This is a genomic window from Micromonospora sp. LH3U1, assembly GCF_028475105.1.
Lineage (GTDB): Bacteria > Actinomycetota > Actinomycetes > Mycobacteriales > Micromonosporaceae > Micromonospora.
The window spans coordinates 3,573,605-3,591,580 of the sequence record NZ_CP116936.1 but is presented as its reverse complement, the minus strand read 5'-3'; the positions used below and the strand labels follow the sequence as shown (position 1 = coordinate 3,591,580).

Here is a 17,976-nt window from a genome sequence, read left to right as displayed (position 1 = left end):
TACCGCGCGCGGTCAGCGACGACGGGTCGGCAGCAGGGCGATCAGCACGACCGCCACGGCCACGTGCGTCGCGCCGAGGGCCAGCTTGGCGCCGCCGGTGGCCTCGGTGCTGAGCAGCGGGGCGAAGGACAGCAACGTCACCACGACGGCGAGCGAGGTCCAGACAGGACGGGCGAACCGTGGGGCGAACCGCTCCAGCAGGGCCAGTGTCGCCCAGCCGAGCAGTGCGATGCCCAGGGAGACCACGAAAATCGGGCCAGCCCCGATGACTGTCGCGGGCTGACCCGGATTCTCGACGGTGTAGTCGACTCCGGCCAGCGCGCCGATCGCCCAGATGGCCAGGCAGGCCACGACGGCGACAGCCACAGCGAGGGCGCGGCGGCGCAGCGATGAGGTGGCAGGGGTCGCGACAGCGGTAGCACTCATGACGGCTCCTCGGTCAGGGAAACGAATGAGTACGACCGTATCAGATAGTCTTGTTCGGAACTATCTCTTCCGGGATCAACAACCGGATCGGGCACCCGGCGCGTACGGGGAGGTGTTGGCCAACGGTCCACCCACCAGCGCCAGGAGAGCACCCAGGAACGCCTCCCGGTCCGGCTCGGGCAGGGTCGCGAGAAGGTCGTCCTGGATGCGGCGAACCACCTGCTGCGCCTGCTGCAGGACCTGCTCCCCCGCTGGCGTCACCGCGACCAGCCGGGCCCGCCGATCCGTCGGCGCCGGGCGACGCTCGGCCAACCCGGCCCGCTCCAACTGGTCGAGCGTGACGACCATTGTGGTCTTGTCCACGCCGCACCGCTCGCCGATCTCCCGCTGGGTCAGGTCGCCGGTGCGTGCCTGCGCCAGCACATAGTGCGCCCGCGGTGAGATGCCCAGCTCGGCCAGCCCCGCCGCGTGTTCGGTCTGCAGCGCGTGGCTCGTCCAGGAGAGCAGGAACAGCAGGTCCGGGGGGCCGTCGGCGGGCGTGCAGGAGGTCATGCGCCGAGGCTAGCAAGATCTTCCGCGACCAGACGCTTCGCGGAGCGGGCAGCCGTCGGCCCACATGGTGAATGAGTGCAGTCTTCACGACCACCTTCAAGTCCTTGCCGCCCATCAAGTAGTTTTGCGCGAAGATCACTTCCGCCTGTTACAGCGGTCGAGTCAACGAACGTGCGACTGTGAGAGAAGACATGACTACCGATAGTGGTGGCAACGATCGTCCGCCGATGACTACCAATCGTTATGGCCCGCATGGCGCGGAGTTAGGCAGGGATCAGGCGCCGAAAAGCCATCGTCGCCGGTCTCGGCGCCGGAGTGGATTTCTCGTCCTGACATCCATCGTTGTTGCGGGGTTGGTAGTCGCCGCCACGACGAATTACGCGGGGATTATCGACAAGCTCTCACCCGGCTCGTCCTGCGGGAAGGGCGCGGAGTCCCTGCGCGTTGTCGTGGCCCCCGAGATTTTGCCTACGGTGGCGGCGGCGGTGGGAAAGACGGGTGATGCCTGCAGTAGGGTGGATCTCGTCGGGGAAGATTCGGCGATCACGGCGCAGAAAGGTGCGCCGGGCGCGCCGCAGGTGTGGATCCCGTCGTCTCACCTCTGGCTGGACAGCGTCGACCCGGACCGCCGTGTCTACCCCATCCACGACGACTACCTGGCACGGTCTCCTCTGATTCTTGCTGTGCCCGCAGGTGTGGCCGGCACCCCGTGGGCCCGATCCGGCTTCTCGTGGGCGACGTTGTTGAGCGGTGTCGTGGGAGGGAAGGCCACGTTCAGCATGGGCGACCCCTCCCGGGATCTCGCCGGTCTGCTGTCCTTCGTGGCGGTCCAGGCCGCCGCTGCCTCGCCTGGAACCGACGCCGGCGTGGCGCAGCTTCGGGCCCTCGCGCTGCGCAGCAGGCTGCTCGACGCGGACGCGTCGGCCGGTGAGTTGCTCCGTGAATCCGCCGAGAAGCTCGGCGACCGCAAGGCCCTTGCCGAGCTCGGGATGTTCCCGGTGATCGAGCAGCAACTCTGGATGCACAACGACGGCCGCGACCAGCCAGTGCAGAGCCTGTATGCCAGCGACATCGCGGTCGAGGCTGACTACCCCGTGGCGGTCGCACACCAGGCCACCGCCACGGCCGTGCAGCGCCGGCTGCTGACCCAGTTCATTGGCGACCTGCGCTCGGTGGAGACCAGTAACGCCCTGGTGGCGGCAGGTTTTCGCCTCACCGGGTTCGGGGGGCCGTCGCCCCGGGTCGGCGTTCCCAAGGGGCTGCCCCTGAAGATCGCCGACCCGACGCCGGTCGCGGACGTGAGCTTGGGTGTGAAGGCTGCCGAATGGTCCCGCTACCAACCTCAACGCTTCCAGGTGCTCGTGGTCATCGACCGTTCCGGTTCCATGGCCGCTCCCGTGGTCGTCGGGCCCGGTCGCACCGAGACCAAGGCGACGTTGCTTCGGTCTTTCGGCGCTGTCGCGGCACAGACGTTCACCAATGACACGGAACTCGGACTGTGGTTTTTCGGCACGCCGACTGCCAACAGTCCGTCAACCGAGGTGGTAGTTCCTCTGGGACCGGTCACCGGCACCGTAAAAGGCGAGACGCGTCGCCAGGCTATCGGCCGAAAGATTGCCGCATACACCCCGATTCCTAATAGCGGAACCCCGCTCTACAAAGCAGTGCTCGAAGCGGTGAGCTATATGCAAACCAAGATCAAGCCGGATCGCCGGCCGATCGTCGTCGTCCTGACCGACGGTCGAGACGGAAACTCCCCCTATGCCAAAGACAAAGCAAAATTCCTCAATCAGCTCGCCCAGAACCAGCCCTCGGTGCCGGTGTTCTCGATCGGCATCGGGGAAAGCGCGGACCTGGACACGTTGCGCGCGGTCGCCGAGACAACCGACGGCCGGGCGGAGGCCGCGCAGAATCCCAAAGACCTCGCCGCTGCGATGGCGAACATTTTCCTGGCAGCGGCCTCCGGAGCCAACTAGCGGCCCCACCGACGTTGTCGAGGTGGAGGGGATGACCCGCTGCCGCAAGTAGCAGGCAGGAGGCCCCGCCTCCCTACCCGCCGATACGTGGCGGGCGGGACGGCGGGGTTTCCTGCCGATTGTCGGGGCGTGCGTCAATCCGCTTTCGGTGCGCCCGCCGGTCCTTCGGCGACGAGTAGCACCCGACGCAGCAGGTCGGAGAGCTGTCGCCGTTCGGTCGGGGTGAGCGCGCCTAGCAGCCGGTGCTCCTCCGCGCCCTGGATCTCCATCGCCCCGCGCCACGCCGCCTGACCCGCGTCGGTGAGTTCCACGTCCACCCGCCGGCGGTCGACTGTCGACGGAATCCGGCGCACGAAACCCCGCCGCAGCAGGGTGTCGACCCGGGCGGTGATCGAGGCGGGGGCCACCGCGAGATCCGCGGCGAGGTCCGAGGGGGCCGCCCGACCGTGCCGGCCGGACAGGGCGTGCAGGGTGTCGTATTCGTGGGCTGGCAGATCGAGATCGGCCAGGACTCGTTCCTTGACCGTCCGCAGGTGCCGGATCAGCCTGATCATCCTGGTCACCGCGCCCTCGACGTCCGCGTCGAGGGCGGGCACCACGGGTAGCCAACGCTCGATGTGCCGGTCGACGGCATCCGGGGTGGTGGTCACCGTGCCACCTTACCTCAGTGCCGAGATATTCATTGCCAAAAGGTTCGGTGTCGAAGTATGTTGCCGATATGGTTCACCCCCTGCGCACCCGATCCTTCCGGCTGCTGTTCCTGGGCCGGACCGTCTCGGCCCTCGGCGAGGCGGTGGTGCCCGCCGCGCTGGCCCTGGCCGTGCTGCGGGCCACGGGCTCCACCGGGGCGCTGGCCGTCGTCCTCGCCGCGGCCATGGTTCCCCGACTGCTCCTGCTGCCACTCGGTGGTGTCGTCGCCGACCGGTTCGACGCCCGCCGGGTCGCTCTGCTGGCCGACCTGGTCCGCTGCGCGACCCAACTCGCTGTCGGTGTGGAGTTGTTGGGCAGCGAACCATCGCTGACCACCGTCGTCGTGGCCTCCGCGATCGGCGGCACCGCGTCGGCGTTCGCCATGCCGACCGCGTCCCCGCTTGTCGCCGGCACCGTCGAACCAGCCGAGCGGCAGCGGGCCAACGCCCTGATGGGGATCACCGCGAACACCAGTCGGCTCGCCGGTCCGGCGCTGGCCGGCGCGCTGATCTGGGCCGCCGGACCCGGCTGGGCGTTCATCCTCGACAGCGCGTCGTTCGCGGTCAGCGCCACCCTGCTCGCGCTGGTACGGGTCCGCCACGTGCCGATGCCCCACCGCTCCGTCCTCGCCGACCTGCGGCACGGCTTCGGCGAGGTACGCGCCCGCGACTGGTTCTGGACCAGCCTGCTCGGGCACGGCGTGTGGAACGGCGCCGCCGCCGTGCTGATGACCCTCGGGCCGGCCATCGCCATCGACCAACTCGGTGGCGAGACGACCTGGGTGCTGTTGCTGCAGGCCGGCGCGATCGGCATGCTCACCGGATCGCTGCTGGCCGGGCGGGTCCGGCTACACCGGCCGGTGCTGCTGGCCAACCTCGGGTTGGCCAGCTACGCCGCCCCGCTGTTCCTGCTCGCCGTCGCCGCGCCTGCCCCAGCGGTGATCGCCGCGTACGCCGTGGCGTTGACCGCCCTCGGCTACCTCAACCCGGTCTGGGAGACCGTTGTGCAGCACCACTTTCCGCCGGACGTCCTGGCCCGCGTCACCTCGTACGACTGGCTGGTGTCGCTGGGCGCCATGCCGCTGGGGTACGCGTTGGCGCCGCTGGCCGCCGACGCGTTCGGCGCGCCCGTGCCGCTGGCGGTCGCCGGGCTGCTGGTCCTGGTCTCCTGCGCGGGCACCGCGCTCGTCCCCGGCGTACGCCGACTCACCTGGCCGGCGGCCCCGCAACCGCAACCGGCCGAGCCCGCTGGCGTCCGCTGATCAGATCGGGCCGTCAGTTAGCCGGCGTCATCGCGACGAAGTTCCGCCACGACTCCGGGCTGAAGGTAAGCGTTCCGCCGTCACGATCCTTTGTGTCACGAACGACGACCACGCCCGGGAGGTTGTCGGCGACCTCGACGCAGTTGCCACCATTGCCGCCGCTCCTGGTGCTCTTACGCCACCGCGCACCGGCCATGTCCATGATGCTGCCGCCCCTCTGAGAAGTTCCAAGGAACGCCCCGGGGCAGTGCCTCTCCGCGAATACGCTCCCACCGTCGTTCCAGGCGAACAAGGTCCGACGCCTGATCGAGGATCTGCGCCTGTGCCGGGCTTTCGACGTACGCGACCCGCGACCCGTCCGGCATATCCGCGATGGTGAATGGTCCGTCGAGCCCGGGGTAGCTGGGCGCGTCCGCAGGGACGACTCCCCAGCTCCGCTACTCCCGCCGCCTGGACGCGTAAGACCCGACGCGCACACCCGACGCGCCCGCCCCGGCACCCCGGCACCCCAGCGCCCCGGCACCCCGTCGATCTAGGGAAAATCGTCATGATCGGAGATCATCTGACGACGATTCTCCCTAGATCGACGGGGGGATGCCGGGGGATGCCGGGGGACGCCGGGGACGCGGCGGCCCATTGCCCGCGCCGGAGGACTGACGCTCACGGGCTGAAGTGGGCCAGCAGGATCGCCCACCTGGCGACGGTCTTCGGGTGCACACCGATCTGGCCTGCGAGGCTTTCGGCGGTGTGACCCGCTCCGGCGCGCTGCGATAAAGGCGTGGTTCATGCCAACCCTCCCCCCGGAAACAAAGCACCTGCCCGACGGAGATTAGACAACGCTGTGTGATTGTCCGGCAACCCTCGGCGCAGTGCTGTGTAGACGGCGCGACCGGCAGGGACCCGAACCCGGCGGACGCGTTCGTAGCGGGGCCGCCCCGATGGGCGACCACTCACGGGCGGCCCTTTCCCAACGTCGGTCAGGGGGAATCGGTGTCAGGCGAGGGAGAGGTCGCAGCCGGAGGTGCGGGGATGCGTGCGGGCGTGCAGGTTGAGGCCCCCCCGCAGTGACATCGGGGCCTGCTTGCCCGGCCCGATCCGGCGTTCCGGTCCCGTGGGAGTCCTCTGATGCGTAAGCGCCCGAAGCACTCCCCGTTGCGGCCGTCGTGGCGCTGCCCGGCCTGCGGCATCCTGTGGCCGTGCTCGGCCGCGAAGCTGCGCCTCCTCGGCGAGTACCGCGAGGACCGTCCCGGCCTGTTGATTCACCTGGCGGAGGTTCAGAAGGCAGCCGAAGTCGATCTCACCACGCTCAACCCGGACGTTGTGCTTCCCGACCTGACCCCACGCTTCGTCGGCTGGGCTGAAGCCCGCTAGCTACGTGGGCAGCGATTCGGCGGGGCTTGTCGAGCAGTACTACGATTCCGTATAGTCCGATCTCGTGACTAACTTCTCTACGGCATCGGAGGAGTCCGCGCTGCTTGCTTTGCAGCGCGCGACCCATGCCACCTTGCAGATCCTCACCGCGAGACTGGTCGACCTCGATCTGACCGCCTCCGAGATCAATGTTCTGGCCATCCTCGCGGACGGCCGTGGCCGCACGATCTCCGAACTGGGGGCCGCCGCCGGCACCCGGCCGACCACGCTGACCAGCGTGCTGGACCGGCTGGAGCGGCGCGGGCACATCACGCGCGGCGCGCGCCCGGGAGACCGCCGGGTCGTGGTCATCGAGCTGACCGCCTCGGGCCGCCTGGCCGCCGACACCATCCGTCAGACGCTGACCGAGCTGGAGGAGCGTGCCCTCGCCGACCTGCCCGCGGAGTCGATCGCCGGCTTCCACATCGTCCTGCGCGCATTGGCAGAGGTGCCCGCATGACCCCGACCAGCTCCAGAGCATTGCTTTTCGACGAGCTGATGGCCGAGGTGAACGCAGCCAACGAACGTTTCGACCACCGCGCTCACCTGCACCTGACTTGGCTGGCAGTCCGCGCTGCCGGCATGCCGGCAGCCATCGGTCTGGTCAGCGATGGCATCCAGCGGACCGCCCGCTATGCCGGAATGCCGCAGAAGTACCACGCCACTGTCAGCCGGGCCTGGGTGGAACTGGTGGCCCACCACATTGCCGACCGCGCCACCGGGGACTTCACCGTCTTCATCGATCGGCATCCCGCACTGCTCGACAAGCGCCTGCTCACCCGCTTCTACAGCTCAGCGACTTTGGCCAGCACGCAAGCCCGCACCGGCTGGGTCGAGCCCGACCTGGCCCCCTTTCCCGCCACATGACGGAGGCCGCACGGGTGGACGAACCGCAAAGTCGGGCCTGGGCTCGCGAGGCCCTGGCCCATCCAGCCGGTTGAGCTCGATGGTGCCGACCGAACAGTGGATGGGCGCGTGGTCCCCGGTCGCACCGCCCGCTTGGAGCTGATGAGCGCGGCGAACGCCGGCCGCGCCTACCTGGGCGATACGGAGTCCGTCGCCAGCCGTGCGTGCAGGTGCATGTCGTGCCAGCCGTCGGCGTGGCGCACCGACCCGCGCAGCACGCCTTCCACGGGGAAGCCGGCCCGCATGGCCACCCGGCACGACGCCGCGTTGGCGGTCGAGTGCTCCAGGGCCAACCGGTGCAGACCGGCCCGCGTGAAACTCCACCGGGTCAGTGTCCCCAGCGCCTCGGTGGCGATCCCCTGACCACGCGCGGCGGGCACCACCCAGTACGACAGCTGCGCCGACGCCTCGGCCAGCAGCACGCCCCGCAACCCCACCTGACCGACCGGTCGGTCGTCGGCGTCGACGATGGCCCAGCTGGCGGCCGACTCGTCGTGCCAGCGGCTCGCCCACTGTGCCGTCCACGCCCGCGCCTCGTCATCGCTGTCGAGGCGGCGGACGTGCCACCGTTGGATCGCCGGACAGTCGAAGGCGACCCGGACGGCCGGCGCGTCGTCGTCGCGCCATGGCCGCAGTGCCAGCCCGGGGCGTACCGGAAGGTGGGGTTGGTCTTGGGCGCCGACGCTCCCGGCGGGCAGGGCGGGCGCGACGAGCAGCGGCATGCGCCCATTATCGTGGCGGCCTCACTCTCCGGTCGGGCCGCCGGCGAGTTCGGTGACCACATCGAGCTGGCCGAGATGGCGGGCGTACCTCGGTGCGGCTGCCGACGGCAGCGGTGGGCTCGGGGAAGGCGGTCATCGTCCGGAAGTGGCCGGCAGGTCGCGGGCCCGCTGCTGCACACCCGCTACGCCGTACGGGTAGTCACCCACGAGCGGGGCGCTCGCCTCGTCCAGCAGCCGCATCTGCTCGGCGTCGAGGACCAGGTCGGCGGCGCTCAGGTTGTCGTCGAGCTGCTCGGTGGTGCGCGCACCGAGGATCACCGAGGTGACCGCCGGTCGGGCCGCCAGCCAGGCCAGCGCCACCGCCGACATGGACACGCCGCGTTCCCCGGCGACCTGGCCGACCGCGTCGAGCACCCGCCAGGTGCGCTCGTCGGCGTTGCGACCCGCGTACGCCTCGACGCCGCGCTCCGGGTTCTCACCGAGCCGGGTCGCGCCGCTGGGCACGCTGTCGCGCTGGTACTTGCCGGTCAGCCAGCCGCCGCCCAGCGGGGACCACGGCAGGATCCCGATGCCCTCGTTCTCGCAGACCGGCACCAGCTCGAACTCGATCTCGCGGGCCAGCAGGTTGTACTGCGGTTGCAGGGTCACGATCGGGGTGAGGTTGAGGTGCTGGGTGAGCAGGGCCGCCTTCTGCAACTGCCAACCGGTGAAGTTGCTGACACCCGCGTAACGGATCTTGCCCGCGCTCACCGCGTCGTCGAAGAACCGCAGCGTCTCCGGCAGAGGGGTCAGCGGGTCCCAGGCGTGCGCCTGGTACAGGTCGACTGCCTCGACGCCGAGCCGCCGCAGGCTGGCGTCCAGGGCGCGGGTGAGGTGCACCCGGGACAGGCCGGCGTCGTTCGCCCCCGAGCCCATCGGGAACCGCCCCTTGGTGGCGATGACCAGCCGGTCACGCAGGTCCTGCCGCGTCCGCAGCCAGCGTCCGACGATGTCCTCCGAGACACCGGCGGAGTAGACGTCGGCGGTGTCGATGAAGGTGCCCCCGGCCTCGACGAACCGGTCCAGTTGGGCGAAGCTGCCGGCCTCGTCGGTTTCCGCGCCAAAGGTCATCGTGCCAAGACACAGGGTCGACACCACCGTGCCGGTGGTGCCCAGAGTGCGATAGCGCATGTCGTCCTTCCGGTCCGAGTGACAAAGCTGATCTTCGCACCTGGTCAGACCGCTTGCACACGGAGACCTACGGGCACCCACGCGGCGGCTCCGCCGGTCATGATGGGCGGGTGAGCGAGCCCGCGATCGACATCGACCGACCTCACGAACCGGCCCAGTCGCCACCCTCGGGGCGGCCACCGGAGCCTGGTCCACGCACGCTCGGCCCGTGGCTGGTGGCCGCCGCCACCTGCGTGACGCTGCTGCTGCTCGCCGGGGGTTACGGCTATCACCGCGACGAGCTCTATTTCCTGCTCGCCGGCCGACACCTGGACTGGGGCTACGTCGATCAGGGCCCCCTGGTTCCGGCGCTGGCCCGGCTGCTCGACACGATCGCGCCGGGCAACCTGGTGGTGCTGCGTACCCCGTCGGCGTTGCTGGCCGGCGGCGCGGTGCTGCTGGTCGCCGCCATCGCCCGTGAGCTGGGTGCCGGCCGAGGCGGGCAGACCTTTGCGGCGGTGCTGGCCGCGCTGTCCGGCATCGTGCTCGCCAGCGGGCACCTGCTCAGCACCACCACCGTCGACCTGCTGGTCTGGCTGGTCGCGGCGTGGTGCGCGGTGCGGTTGCTGCGCACCGGCGACAGCCGCTGGGCGCTGGGCATCGGGCTGGCGCTCGGCGTGGGCATGCTCAGCAAGGTGCTGCCCGCGCTGCTGGCCGTGGGCCTGATCGCCGGGGTGCTCATCGCCGGGCCACGCCGGCTGCTGCGGGACCGGTGGGTGCTCGCCGCCGCCGGGATCGCCGTGCTGCTGGCCGCACCGAACCTGGTCTGGCAGGCGACGCACGGCTTTCCGCAGCTCGGTGTGGCGGCCTCCATCTCCGACGGTGACAGCTCCTACAGTGGCCGCCTCGACGCGTTCATCCTCCAGTTCCTCATCATCAGTCCGTACGCCGTACCGATCTGGATCGCCGGCCTCGTCGCGCTCCTGCGCCGACCGGCGTGGCGGGCGTACCGTGCCGTGGGTTGGGCCTGGTTGGTCGTGGTCGGCGTCGTGCTGCTGGCCGGTGGCAAGGGTTACTACGACGCGCCGCTGCTGCTGGTCCTCACCGCCGCTGGCGTGGTGGTCACCGCCGCGTGGGCGTCGCGGGGGTCGGTCCGGCTGCGTCGAGGGTTGCTCGCGCTGGGCGCGGTGCCGTTCCTCCTGCCCACCGTCGTGCTGCTGCTGCCGGTGCTGCCGGCCGACCGGTTGCCCGGTTTCGTGGTCGAGGTCAACTACGACGCCGGTGAGACGATCGGCTGGCCGGCGTTCGCCGACTCGGTCGCGGCCGTCCACCACGGTCTGTCGCCTGAGGACCGTTCGCGGGCGGTCGTCCTGACCGCCAACTACGGCGAGGCCGGTGCGCTGGCCCGTTACGGTCCGGCCCGTGGTCTCCCCCGCGCATACTCCGGGCACAACAGCATGGTCGATTTCGGCCGGCCATCCGCCGACGCGGACGTGGTCATCGCCGTCGGCTGGGACCGTCCCGATCGGCTGAACGCGTGGTTCGACGAGTGCACGCTCGCCGGGCGGGTGGATCAGCGGGTCGAGGTGGACAACGACGAGAACGGCGGCCCGATCCACGTGTGTCGAGGGCTGCGGCGTCCGTGGGCCCAGATCTGGGACACCGAGGTACGCCACACGGGCTGACCGTGGTCAGCCGGCTCTTTCGCCGGTGAGCCAGGTGTGGATGCCGACCATGGCCTCGGGGCCGGAGTTGGTGTCGACGTCGCTGGCGAGATCGGCGATCGTGACCGCGGCGAGTGCCTGGTGCCAGGCGTCCTCGGCTGCCCACATGGCGCGGGCGACCGGGCACGGCGTGGTGCAGGAGGAAGCTGGGGTCGCGAACGGGCCCCGCTGGCGGATCTCCGTACAGACGAAGGTGGGGCCTGGACCGTCGACGGCCCGGACCACGTCGAGCAGGGTGATGCTCTCCGGTGCGCGGGTGAGCACGTAGCCGCCCGATTTGCCCTGCACGGAGTGGATCAGGCCGGCGCGGGCAAGCGACTGGAGTTGCTTGGCGAGGTAGCTGCTGGAGACGTCGTGCAGTTCCGCCAGTTTGGCCGCCGGGACGGGCGTGCTGCTGGCCGTGAGGACCACGCAGCAGTGCAGCGCCCACTCGACCCCGCCGGACATCTTCATGGCATCACCCTAGCCAACCCTCGTTACTCGGACTTCTCATGTCCGAGTATGGTTCTCGGACAGAAGAGGTCCGAGTTCGGCTGACCCTTGGAGCCGGACAGACGACCCCATAGTCACGGAAAGGTGCATTGGCATGAAGATCGCCGTACTGGGTGGGACCGGTCTCATCGGTTCTCAGGTCGTCAAGATCTTGCAGACGGCCGGGCACGACGCGGTGCCGCTCTCGCTGTCCACCGGGGTGGACCTCCTCACCGGGCAGGGCCTGTCCGAGGCGCTCACCGGCGCCGAGGTCGTCGTCAACCTGACGAACTCACCAACCTTCGACGACGCCTCGCCCGCCTTCTTCCAGACGACCATGGACAACCTGCTGGCCGCTGCCGCCCGTGCGGGCGTCGGCCACGCGGTCGTGCTCTCCATCGTCGGCGTCGACCAGGTGCCCGACCTGGCCTACTACCGGGCCAAGGCCCTCCAGGAGGACATCCTCAAGGCCGGTCCCGTTCCGTACTCGATCGTCCGCGCCACCCAGTTCTTCGAGTTCATCGACTCGATCCTCTCGTGGACCGCCGACGAGAACACCGTGCGCCTGCCCAGCGCTCCCCTGCAGCCCATCGCCGCGGCCGACGTCGCGCAGGCCGTCGCCGACGTGAGCATGGGCACGCCCCTTCAGGGCATCCGCAACATCGCCGGCCCCGACGTCTTCGGACTCGACGAGCTGGGGCGGATCACTCTCGCCGCCCGCGGTGACCAGCGCACCGTCACCACCGATGACAGCGCCGGCATGTTCGCCGCCGCCCCCAGCGACGTCCTCATCGCCTCCGACGGCGCCGTCATCGCGCCCACCGCCTACCGGGAGTGGCTCGGCCGCCAGGGCTGAGTGTCGACCGACCCGCACGCCGCTGTGGCAGTCGATCAGCACAGCGACGTGCGGGTACGGTGTCGGCGTGCTGTCGGCGGTGAAGGGTCTGTCTCGGTACCACACCGAGGAGTCGCTGCGCGCGTACCTGCTGGAGCGCTCGCACCGCACCGACGACGGCTGTCTCGTCATCCACGGCTACGGGCCGCGACGCGGGATCCACCAGAAGGTCGCCGGACGGGCCTGGGCACACATCGCCGCGTTCGTGGTCCTCGTCGGCGGGTACGACCCCACCCTCGACGTCGACCAGACCTGCGGCGCCGCCGACTGCATCGAGCCGACGCACCTGCGCCAGGTCAGCCGCTCGGAGACCTGCCGCACCCGGTCGCAGGCGGCACAGTGCCGCAACGGCCACGACCGTGAACTCGACGCCACGACGGGCCGCTACCGCCGGGTCTGCCGGGTCTGCAACCAGGAGGCCCAGCGCCGGTGGCGTGAACGCGCGGCCGCCGAGGTGGCCCAGGCCCGCGCCGCGTACGGCCGCACGACGTTCTAGCCTCGCGGGTTGACCCAGATAGCTAATTCAGTTAGTTTTTAGCTAACGCAGTTAGTTAACCCCTTGGAGGTTGTCATGACCGAGTACCTGGCCATCGACGGCAACACCATCGCCTTCGACGTGATCGGTGAGGGTCCACTCGTCGTCCTCGCGCACGGCATCGGTGACAGCCGGCACTCCTACCGATTCGTCGCCCCGGCCCTGGCCGCGGCCGGTTACCGGGTCGCGAACGTCGACATCCGTGGTTGCGGTGACTCCAGCCTCGGCTGGGACGGCTACAGCCGCACCGACATCGCCGGTGACCTGGTTGCCGTCGTGCGTCACCTCGGCGGTCCGGCCGTGATCATCGGCCAGTCGATCAGTGGGGGTGCCGCGACCATCGCCGCCGCCACGGCGCCCGACCTGATCACCGGCGTCATCGAGTTGGCGCCGTTCACCCGCAACCAGTCGATCGCCCTGGGCGGGCTGCTACGGGTGAAGCGTTACCGGGTCGGGTCCACCCACTTGGCAATGACCCTGGTCCGGGGAAGCCTGCCGAGCTGGAAGAAATACCTCGACGTGGCGTATCCGGTGAAGCCCGCCGACTGGGACAGCGAACTGGCGCGGATCGAGGCCAAGCTGAGCGAGCCCGGCCGGATGAAGGCCCTGCAGGCCATGTGCAAGTCCAGCCCGGGTGACGCCGGCGCACAGCTACCCAACGTCACCTGCCCGGTCCTGGTCATCGAGGGCAGCGCCGACCCCGACTGGGCCAACCCGCGCGCCGAGGGCGAGAAGATCATCGCCGACCTGCCCAACGGCCTCGGTGAGCTGGTGGTCATCGAGGGCGCCGGCCACTACCCGCACGCCCAGACGCCCGAGAAGGTCCTCGCGCTGGCTCTGCCCTTCCTCGCCGAGACGACCGCTCGTGCCTAGGGCCGGACTCACCTCGGCGGCCGTCGTCGAAGCCGGCGCGAGCCTGGCCGACGAGATCGGGTTTGCCCAGCTCAGTATGGGCCTGCTCGCCGAACGGCTCGGGGTCAAGACCCCCTCGCTCTACCGACACGTCGACAGCCTGGCCGACCTCGCGCACCGGATCGCCGTCCTGGCCACGATCGAGGTCGGTGATGCCATCCGCGACGCCACCCAGGGTCGGGCCGGCACCGACGCCCTGACCGCCGCCGCCCAGGCCATGCGGACGTACGTGAAGGACCACCCCGGCCGGTACGCGGCGGGCAACGCGGCCCGCTCGAACGGACCGGACGACCCGCTCCTCACCGCGAGCAGCCGACTGCTCGCCTCCCTCTCCGCCGTGCTGCGCGGGTACCGGCTGGACCCCGGCCAGGAGATCCACGCTCTCCGGATGTTCCGCAGCATGATGCACGGCTTCGCGACCCTGGAAGCAGCCGGCGGCTTCCAGATCGACACCGACGTCGACGAGAGCTTCACCTGGATGATCAACCATGTCGACCAGGGCCTGCGGGCTGACCGACCCCCGCACTCCCAGCCCCCGAAGGACCACCCGTAGCTTCCCGCAAAACCCCCAACGCCCCGGATGTCCACGCCGCACCCGCCGAGGGCCAGGTCAGCTGCCGGTAAAGGCGTTGATCAGCTTGTGGGGTGTGTCGTCGCCCAGCATGTCGCGCAGGTCGGAGGCCTCGGCGTTGGCCGCGACATGACGCACGAACATGGCCTTCTCGTATTCGGTGAGCGCGGTCTCGATGTCGTCGGGGTGCGCGGCGATGGCCTTGCCCAGTTCGGCGCCGTCGAACAGGGCCAGGTTGGCGCCTTCGCCGTTGGGGGCCGTCAGGTGTGCGGCGTCGCCGAGCAGGGTCACCCCCGGCACCCGGTCCCACCGGTGCTCGACGGGCAGGGTGAAGATGTGGCGCAGGACCGGCGGGGTCTCGCCGTCGGTGACCAGAGCGGTGAGCTCCGGCGCCCAGCCGTCGAACTCCCGCACGATCCGTGCGGTGGCCGCGCCGGGGTCGGTGAAGTCGATGGCGGCGAACCAGTGCTGCGGCCTGGCGAGCATCACCCAGGTGTGGAGGTTCCCGCCGCGCTCCCGGTGGGCCAGGATCCCCTTGCCCGGCTCCAGCACCATCATCGCTCCGCCACCGACGGTTTCCGCGCTGGTCGGGTGCCGGCTGTCGCCATCGAACAGGTGGATTTCGATGAACGAGAAGCCGGTGTACTCGGGTGTCGCGTCGGAGAGCAGCGATCGGACCCGGGACCAGGCGCCGTCCGCGCCGACCAGCAGGCTCGTGACGACCGCCGTGCCCTCGGCGAAGGCCACTTCATGGCGGCCCTCGCCGAGGGTGCGGACGCCGCTGACCTTGTGGCCCCACCGGACGGTGCCGGCCGGGAGTGAGTCGAGCAGCATCTGCCGCAGTTCACCGCGCTGCACCTCGGGGCTGCTACCCGTGCCGTCGTCGGGCACGTCGAGCAGAAGGTTCTTATGCCGGTCCAGGATCCGCATCGCCTGACGCCCTTCCAGGATGAGCGTGCGGAACTCCTCGGTCAGGCCCGCCGCCTCCAGCGCCGGCTGACCGTTGTAGTCGCGGATGTCGAGCAGCCCGCCCTGCGTGCGCGTCGACGGGGACGCCTCCGCCTCGTAGACCGTGGACGGAACGCCGTGCACGTGCAGCACGCGGGCCAGCACCAGGCCACCCAGACCTGCTCCGATGATCGCGACCGGTGTCGTCATGGTGGTCCTCCCGGATCCGATGGACGAACCCTTTGGATCGCCGCTCCAAAGACGCTAACACGACTTGGAGCGACGATCCATCAGTGCGACACTGGGTCCATGGCGAAGAGAACCGCGAACGGATCCGCGCAGGCCCAGCGGCGCACGGACAGCCTGTCCAGGGAGCTGATCATTCAGACCGCGACCGACATCCTGGACAGCGGCGGCGAGAGCGCGCTGACGCTGCGCGCGCTCACCATTCGCCTGAAGACCGGCTACGGTGCGATCTACCACCATGTGACGGACAAGAGCGACCTGCTCGCGGCGGCCACCGACGACGCCATCACCCGCGTGCTGTCCGGCACGGTCACCGACGCGGGCCCCCGCGAAACCCTGCGCGGCCTCGCTCTGGGCCTGTTCGACGCGATCGACGCCCACCCCTGGATCGGGGCAGAACTCTCCCGGCAACCGTGGCGGCCCGCGCTGCTGGACTTCTACGAGAGCATCGGCAGGCTGCTGAACGCACTCGCCGTCCCCGAGGAGGCGCGCTTCGACGCGGCCGGAACGCTCGTGAACTACGTCCTCGGTGTCGCCGTACAGAACGCCGCGAACGCTCGACACCTCACCGGCGACGACACGGACCGAGAGGCATTCCTGAACACCGCCGCCGCGCAGTGGGCGCAACTGGACCCCAGCAAGTACCCGTTCGTGCACGCGACGGTGACGCAGCTACGCGAGCACGACGACCGCGAGCAGTTCCTCGCCGGCATCGACATCTTCCTGACCGGCATCGCAGCCCTGCGCGAGGTGCACTGACCCCAGAGGTTGGAGTCATGTCGGCCACCGACGGGACACGACGAGGACCGTGGCCGATCAGTGCCGCAGGAGGCCGGTCATGCGGATCGGCTCCCGGTGCCCGGTGGGCGGCGCATCGCGGTGCAGGTCAAGCCCGATGTCGACGACGACGGAGCGCTCCAGGGCCGCGACCTGTGCCATGGGTATCCACTGCGCCAGGTCGGTCGTGCCGCCCGTCTCGGGTCGAAGCTCACCAGCACCGATCCGAGCCCGGTAGAAGATGGCCAGCATGTGCAGCTCGACGACGTCCCCGTCGTACCGCTCCACATGCCTCGTTCGCGAGTTCACGCCGAGCAACTGCTCGACCTGCGCCTCGTACCCCGTCTCCTCAGCCACCTCCCGCACGACGGCGTCGAACGGATCCTCGGCGTGCTCGACTCCTCCGCCGGGCAGCGTCCAATGCCGCCGAGACCCGTCCGGCGAGACCCACCGGGCGAGCAGCAACCGGTCGTCCCGCAGACACACCGCGTACGCGGCGACCCTGAGCTGTTGCGCGATCACGTCGACCTCCTCAGTGGATTCGGTGCCGCCCGCACCGTACGACGGGCCTAGTGCTCCGACCGGGACCGTTTACCGGGTTGGCGGCGGCGGGGCCGGAACCGGTTGGATGAGACGGACATCCGACGCGTTTGGGGCGTGGTGGCGGAGCGGGTCAAGATCAGGAGGCTGGCCAACCAGGAGGGCCACCAGCGCAACCACCGGGCCCGCTACCGACTCGCTGCTTGATCTACGAGGTCAGTCCCAGCACTCTGCACCCGCCGCGCACGTGTCCCCAGTCGAGCGCGAGCCGCCCGCAGGTGCGCCTTTCGCCCTTGGACAGCAGGCCCGCAGCCTGCCCGCAGCCGCGCGATGTCCGCGACCCCGGGCCCAGTGGCGCCCGCAGGAGCGCGCACAACCGACATGTGCGTCACAAGTGCGCGCTTTACGCGTTCGGGTCCCAGTCTGCGAGCTGCTCCATCGGCTCGGTGTCGCCGGTGGTCTCCAGGCCGTCGAGCGGGACGCGCTCGTAGAAGTAGAGGACCAGGTCGCTCGCTGCGCCTCGCATCGCCATGTCGCCCGGCTCCGCGTCGGCGGCGAGGTCGTCGCAGCGGACGCCGTCGACGTTGAGGGTCAGGCGCCAGGAGCGGCCCTCGGTCGTGTGCAGGTCGATGGTTGCCGGCTTGAACGGCCAGGGGACGGTCGTCGCCGCGACGGTCGTCAGGAACTCGTCGACGCCCTCGACCGCGACGTCCGTCGGCAGCGGCTGTGCGGCCCCCTGGGTGAGTTGGGCGTCGTAGGTGTGGACGGCCAGCTCCTGGATCTGGTGCCGGGCCACGCCTCCGCTGGTCTCCGGGGCCTGCGAGCGGCCCCACCAGGTCCAGCAGCCGCGGTCCGGGCCGGCCTCGCGCATCGCGTCGAGCATGAGCTCGGTCGACTCGGCGAGCCAGGCGTCCAGGGCTTCGTGGTCGCGGGGCGCGGTCGGGGCGCCCTTCGGGTCCGTCCTCGCCGGGGGCTCAGCGCCCGGGCCTGCCGCGACGATGGCGGCTTGGCGGCGGCGGCCGTCGCCGAGGTGCTGCGCCAGTTCGCGCAGCGTCCAGTCCGGGCAGGTCGGGACCTGGACGTCAAGGTCCGCAGCGGACGCGATCGCGGCGCGGAACGCGGCCGAGCGGTCTTCGATCAGCCACAGGACCTCGGGGAACTCCAGAATGTTCTGCACGTCGGTTGTGTATCACTGCGCTCCGGCCGCCGGGTAGCGAATTTACTGGACCTACCATCTGGGCCAAGAGCAGTCGATCTCCGGACCA

General features: G+C 70.1%; 21 protein-coding genes and 1 pseudogene. 11 read left to right on the top strand and 11 right to left on the bottom strand.

Features of this window, described 5'->3' with window-relative positions; translation table 11 throughout:
* Positions 1-12 precede the first annotated feature (12 nt).
* Both PCA76_RS16420 and PCA76_RS16415 read right to left on the bottom strand, forming a co-directional pair.
* A complete protein-coding gene (locus PCA76_RS16420) occupies positions 13-426 on the bottom strand; it encodes a DUF6069 family protein (protein WP_272611303.1) in 414 nt (137 codons plus the stop codon).
* 75 nt (positions 427-501) lie between these two features.
* Entirely contained in the window at positions 502-978 is a 477-nt protein-coding gene (locus PCA76_RS16415; RefSeq protein ID WP_272611302.1) for a MarR family winged helix-turn-helix transcriptional regulator, read from the bottom strand.
* A 227-nt stretch (positions 979-1,205) separates the two neighbouring features.
* Between PCA76_RS16415 and PCA76_RS16410 the strand changes: the two genes are divergently transcribed.
* Positions 1,206-2,954 carry a substrate-binding domain-containing protein gene (locus tag PCA76_RS16410; protein ID WP_272611301.1) on the top strand — a complete coding sequence of 583 codons (1,749 nt, stop codon included), beginning with the start codon at positions 1,206-1,208 and terminating at the stop codon, positions 2,952-2,954.
* A 134-nt stretch (positions 2,955-3,088) separates the two neighbouring features.
* Here PCA76_RS16410 and PCA76_RS16405 read toward each other — a convergent pair whose 3' ends face one another.
* Positions 3,089-3,604 carry a MarR family winged helix-turn-helix transcriptional regulator gene (locus tag PCA76_RS16405; RefSeq protein WP_272611300.1) on the bottom strand — a complete coding sequence of 172 codons (516 nt, stop codon included), beginning with the start codon at positions 3,602-3,604 and terminating at the stop codon, positions 3,089-3,091.
* 68 nt (positions 3,605-3,672) lie between these two features.
* Between PCA76_RS16405 and PCA76_RS16400 the strand changes: the two genes are divergently transcribed.
* A complete protein-coding gene (locus PCA76_RS16400; protein ID WP_272611299.1) occupies positions 3,673-4,905 on the top strand; it encodes an MFS transporter in 1,233 nt (410 codons plus the stop codon).
* Between the two features lie 13 nt (positions 4,906-4,918).
* On the opposite strand, the gene PCA76_RS16395 is transcribed toward PCA76_RS16400, so the two are convergent.
* Positions 4,919-5,107 carry a DUF397 domain-containing protein gene (locus PCA76_RS16395; protein ID WP_272611298.1) on the bottom strand — a complete coding sequence of 63 codons (189 nt, stop codon included), beginning with the start codon at positions 5,105-5,107 and terminating at the stop codon, positions 4,919-4,921.
* Positions 5,101-5,692, bottom strand: a pseudogene (locus tag PCA76_RS32845) (Scr1 family TA system antitoxin-like transcriptional regulator); the annotation flags it as partial. The gene PCA76_RS16395 and the pseudogene PCA76_RS32845, both read right to left, overlap by 7 nt.
* A 338-nt stretch (positions 5,693-6,030) precedes the next feature.
* Here PCA76_RS32845 and PCA76_RS16380 point away from each other — a divergent pair.
* The 3 genes from PCA76_RS16380 to PCA76_RS16370 all read left to right on the top strand — a co-directional run bounded on the left by PCA76_RS16380 (position 6,031) and on the right by PCA76_RS16370 (position 7,182).
* Complete coding sequence (locus PCA76_RS16380; RefSeq protein WP_272611296.1) at positions 6,031-6,276, top strand: flavin reductase; 246 nt, start codon at positions 6,031-6,033, stop codon at positions 6,274-6,276.
* 64 nt (positions 6,277-6,340) lie between these two features.
* Positions 6,341-6,775: a MarR family winged helix-turn-helix transcriptional regulator gene (locus PCA76_RS16375; RefSeq protein ID WP_272611295.1), complete on the top strand. Its 435-nt coding sequence runs from the start codon at positions 6,341-6,343 to the stop codon at positions 6,773-6,775.
* Positions 6,772-7,182, top strand: coding sequence for a hypothetical protein (locus tag PCA76_RS16370; RefSeq protein WP_272611294.1), 411 nt, complete (start codon positions 6,772-6,774; stop codon positions 7,180-7,182). The genes PCA76_RS16375 and PCA76_RS16370 overlap by 4 nt, the downstream gene beginning before the upstream one ends.
* A gap of 167 nt (positions 7,183-7,349) precedes the next feature.
* Here PCA76_RS16370 and PCA76_RS16365 read toward each other — a convergent pair whose 3' ends face one another.
* Both PCA76_RS16365 and PCA76_RS16360 read right to left on the bottom strand, forming a co-directional pair.
* Complete coding sequence (locus PCA76_RS16365; protein WP_272611293.1) at positions 7,350-7,943, bottom strand: GNAT family N-acetyltransferase; 594 nt, start codon at positions 7,941-7,943, stop codon at positions 7,350-7,352.
* Positions 7,944-8,075: 132 nt separating this feature from the next.
* Complete coding sequence (locus PCA76_RS16360; protein ID WP_272611292.1) at positions 8,076-9,113, bottom strand: aldo/keto reductase; 1,038 nt, start codon at positions 9,111-9,113, stop codon at positions 8,076-8,078.
* Positions 9,114-9,223: 110 nt separating this feature from the next.
* Between PCA76_RS16360 and PCA76_RS16355 the strand changes: the two genes are divergently transcribed.
* Positions 9,224-10,777: an ArnT family glycosyltransferase gene (locus PCA76_RS16355; protein WP_272611291.1), complete on the top strand. Its 1,554-nt coding sequence runs from the start codon at positions 9,224-9,226 to the stop codon at positions 10,775-10,777.
* Between the two features lie 6 nt (positions 10,778-10,783).
* On the opposite strand, the gene PCA76_RS16350 is transcribed toward PCA76_RS16355, so the two are convergent.
* Positions 10,784-11,269 (bottom strand): RrF2 family transcriptional regulator, encoded by a 486-nt coding sequence (locus PCA76_RS16350; RefSeq protein WP_272611290.1) that lies wholly within the window; start codon positions 11,267-11,269, stop codon positions 10,784-10,786.
* A 133-nt stretch (positions 11,270-11,402) separates the two neighbouring features.
* On the opposite strand from PCA76_RS16350, the gene PCA76_RS16345 reads away from it, so the two are divergent.
* The 4 genes from PCA76_RS16345 to PCA76_RS16330 all read left to right on the top strand — a co-directional run bounded on the left by PCA76_RS16345 (position 11,403) and on the right by PCA76_RS16330 (position 14,182).
* Complete coding sequence (locus PCA76_RS16345; RefSeq protein WP_272611289.1) at positions 11,403-12,143, top strand: SDR family oxidoreductase; 741 nt, start codon at positions 11,403-11,405, stop codon at positions 12,141-12,143.
* Between the two features lie 67 nt (positions 12,144-12,210).
* Positions 12,211-12,678, top strand: coding sequence for an HNH endonuclease (locus PCA76_RS16340; protein ID WP_272611288.1), 468 nt, complete (start codon positions 12,211-12,213; stop codon positions 12,676-12,678).
* A gap of 75 nt (positions 12,679-12,753) precedes the next feature.
* Positions 12,754-13,590 (top strand): alpha/beta fold hydrolase, encoded by an 837-nt coding sequence (locus tag PCA76_RS16335; RefSeq protein ID WP_272611287.1) that lies wholly within the window; start codon positions 12,754-12,756, stop codon positions 13,588-13,590.
* A complete protein-coding gene (locus PCA76_RS16330) occupies positions 13,583-14,182 on the top strand; it encodes a TetR/AcrR family transcriptional regulator (RefSeq protein WP_272611286.1) in 600 nt (199 codons plus the stop codon). Before PCA76_RS16335 ends, PCA76_RS16330 begins: the two co-directional genes overlap by 8 nt.
* A 57-nt stretch (positions 14,183-14,239) precedes the next feature.
* Here the strand turns inward: PCA76_RS16330 and PCA76_RS16325 are convergent, their stop codons facing one another.
* Positions 14,240-15,358: an FAD-dependent oxidoreductase gene (locus PCA76_RS16325; RefSeq protein ID WP_272611285.1), complete on the bottom strand. Its 1,119-nt coding sequence runs from the start codon at positions 15,356-15,358 to the stop codon at positions 14,240-14,242.
* 99 nt (positions 15,359-15,457) lie between these two features.
* On the opposite strand from PCA76_RS16325, the gene PCA76_RS16320 reads away from it, so the two are divergent.
* Positions 15,458-16,153, top strand: a complete 696-nt coding sequence (locus PCA76_RS16320) for a TetR/AcrR family transcriptional regulator (protein ID WP_272611284.1) — start codon at positions 15,458-15,460, stop codon at positions 16,151-16,153.
* A gap of 57 nt (positions 16,154-16,210) precedes the next feature.
* On the opposite strand, the gene PCA76_RS16315 is transcribed toward PCA76_RS16320, so the two are convergent.
* On the bottom strand, positions 16,211-16,693 hold the full coding sequence (locus PCA76_RS16315) for an NUDIX hydrolase (RefSeq protein WP_272611283.1): 483 nt from the start codon (positions 16,691-16,693) through the stop codon (positions 16,211-16,213).
* Positions 16,694-17,114: 421 nt separating this feature from the next.
* Positions 17,115-17,888: a maleylpyruvate isomerase family mycothiol-dependent enzyme gene (locus PCA76_RS16310; protein WP_272611282.1), complete on the bottom strand. Its 774-nt coding sequence runs from the start codon at positions 17,886-17,888 to the stop codon at positions 17,115-17,117.
* Positions 17,889-17,976 lie beyond the last annotated feature (88 nt).